A 1,002-nucleotide genomic window follows, 5' to 3' on the forward strand; every position below is an offset into this window, starting at 1 on the left:
AGGTGTGTATAGGAGACCGGCCCTGGGGGGCGCGGCCTTGACCGGCCGGGTGGTCTTCGCGGGCGGGGCGGCCTTCTTCGCGGCCTTCTCGACCGGCCTCTCCGGCTTCTCCGCCGCCTTCTCCGGCTTCTCTGGCTTCTTCGGCGCCGTGATGCGCAGGGTCAGGCGCTGGCCCGGGAGGATGAGGTCGGGGTCGTCGCCGACGACCGGCCGGTTGGTCTCGTACAGGCGCTGCCAGCCGCCCTTGACGTGCTCGTCTCGGGCGATCTTCGACAGGGAGTCGCCGGGCGTCACCGTGTACATCTCGCGCACGGTGGGCACGGTGGTGGGGCTCGCGGTCCGCGTCGCCTGTTCGGGTAAGAGGCGCTGCCCCGGCAGGGAGGCGGTGCGGACGTCGTTCCCGCCGCGGGCCGGCTCCGGGGTGACGTCCGGCGTCCGCTCGCCGCGGGCGAGCCCCGCGCGGGAGCCGCAGGACGGCCAGGCACCGGGGCCCTGGCCCTTCAGGACGCGTTCGGCGATCGCGATCTGCTGGTCCTTGGAGGCGAGGTCGGCGCGCGGCGCGTAGTGCGTGCCGCCGTACCGCTCCCAGGTGGACTGGCTGAACTGGAGGCCGCCGAAGTAGCCGTTGCCCGTGTTGATGTGCCAGCTGGAGGAGGACTCGCAGGAGGCGACCTTCTCCCAGACGTCGAGCGAGGCGGCATGCGCGGCGCCCGCGCCGATCAGCGGCAGCGCCATGCCGGCGCCTCCCGCCGTGACGGTGAGCGAGGCGCGGTTGATCCGGCTCGGCTGGTGGCGGCGGTGACGTCCGCGTACGGCCATGGGCCCCCCTTGAACACAGCAGCAGCCGTCCAAGTTAGGGGTGGCGCACGCTCCGTGACAAGAGCCGCGCGAAACCTCAAGCGCCTTATGTCACCTCTGCGTTGGTCCCGTTCACCCTCCGGCGGGACCGGGTTCGGGCTGGGGTTCGGGTTCCGGTACGGGCCCGCCCGGCTGGGGCGCGGG

Annotated in this window: 1 protein-coding gene; it reads right to left on the reverse strand. The window is 73.1% G+C overall.

What is annotated here, in order from left to right; translation table 11 throughout:
- On the reverse strand, window positions 1-819 hold an 819-nt coding region (locus tag CCN56_RS40545; protein WP_143664837.1), incomplete at its 3' end, for a transglycosylase family protein.
- Window positions 820-1,002 lie beyond the last annotated feature (183 nt).

The sequence above is a fragment of the Streptomyces sp. NRRL B-24572 genome, assembly GCF_002156145.1.
Lineage (GTDB): Bacteria > Actinomycetota > Actinomycetes > Streptomycetales > Streptomycetaceae > Streptomyces > Streptomyces vietnamensis.